The 1525-nt window shown below is 44.6% G+C and carries 1 protein-coding gene; it reads left to right on the top strand.

The features are described from left to right. The first annotated feature begins 59 nt into the window (after positions 1–59). Complete coding sequence (tnpC, locus tag QUB33_RS29420) at positions 60–1517, top strand: IS66 family transposase (protein WP_333358210.1); 1458 nt, start codon at positions 60–62, stop codon at positions 1515–1517. Positions 1518–1525 lie beyond the last annotated feature (8 nt).

The raw sequence follows: 1525 nt of genomic DNA, 5'->3' as shown, positions 1-1525 counted from the left end.
GTAAGGATTCAGGTAAAAAATAGTTCATTGAGAGCCGAAAAATATGGTAATGTAGTCAGATGAGCGAAAAGCCAGAGTCATCAGCAGCACTAAAATTAGAAATAGTTGACCAGTTGAGCCGTGAGGAGCTGGTCAAAATTGTGCTAACCCAACAAAAGCTGATTGAAAAATTACAACAAGAGCTCGAAAACCTCAAAGAGAGACAGCCCAGCAATAGTAAAACATCATCGAAACCACCATCGAGCGATCTGATACAGAAATCAGAGACAGCCAAAGTTGACAACTCCAAAGAGTCAGAGTTCGAGGCAAAGCGCAAACCAGGAGGACAGCCGGGACATATCGGTAAAACCCGAAAAGGATTTGGGCGAGTAGATAGATATCAAATCAGCACTCCTGACTCTTGTGAGCATTGTGGTAGCAGAGAATTAAGTGATGCGATTGGTTATAGCAAGCAGCAAGTAGTGTGTTTAGCAGCCTTACCAATTGAAGTGGTGGAATATCAACGAGTCAAATGTCAATGTAATGAATGCGGAGCAATGGTGATGGGTGCACCAGCATCCGGGATAGTTCCAGGACAAGACTTAAGCATCGACCTACAAGCATTATTGAGCTGGTTAGGTAATTATGGGCACATATCCTATGAAAAACAACAAGAATTTCTACGGGAATTAGGTGGAATTGAAATTGGGATCGGTACTTTACAAGCAACGAATGCGCGGGTAGCTGATGCTGTAAAGCCTGCCGTTGAAGAGCTATGGAAATGGGCACCATTGCAAGCCAACGTCCATGTCGATGAAACTCCGTGGTGTGTCAAGGGAGTCAAAGAATGGTTGTGGACAGCCACAGGTCAAGATTTTTGCCTGTTTCATGCCGCAGACACTCGCAGTAGAGCCGAATTAGAGACAATGCTGGGGAACGAGTTTGCTGGTGTGTTGAGTTCCGATGATTTTAGCGTCTATAACGGTGTGATTGTGGGAGCGCAGCAGAAATGTTTAGCCCATCTACGGCGACATTTTAAGAAAGTTTTGCAAATGGACCACGGTAATAACACTGTCGTCGCTTCTGCATTTTTGGAATTAATTGATGAGGCATTTCGACAACATCGAAAATGGCGGGAACACCCCCAAGAGCTTGATTATCACACTTGGGCAAGGGACTTTAAGACCAGGTTGGCAGAATTGTTAAATACTTGGCAAGGTCATGTTGGTCATGCTGCAGGACTGTTACTGCGCTCGTTGCGTGAGAAAGCGCAACAGTGGTGGTACTTTTTAGACCATCCATCCATTCCTCCTGATAATAATTTGGCAGAACGTTCTTTGCGATTAGCCGTGACTAAACGTAAGGTATCTGGGGGCTCCCGGTCAATGTCTCGGTTTGAACAAACTGCTGATTTGTTATCTGTGATTCAGACTTGTCGGTTTCAGGGTAAAAGCGCAATAGCTTTTTTCCGTGATGCTATATCTGCCCATTCTTGTGGCTTTTTCATGCCTTCTCTTGTTCCCCAATCAAAGACCTGAATCCTTAC

This window comes from Microcoleus sp. B3-A4, from assembly GCF_036705385.1.
Taxonomy (GTDB): Bacteria; Cyanobacteriota; Cyanobacteriia; order Cyanobacteriales; family Microcoleaceae; genus Microcoleus.
This window is presented reverse-complemented; position numbering and strand designations above follow the sequence as displayed.

Excerpts from the sequence above, each read along its gene's own strand:
- tnpC (WP_333358210.1), top strand. The coding sequence starts at position 60 with ATGAGCGAAAAGCCAGAGTCATCAGCAGCACTAAAATTAGAAATAGTT.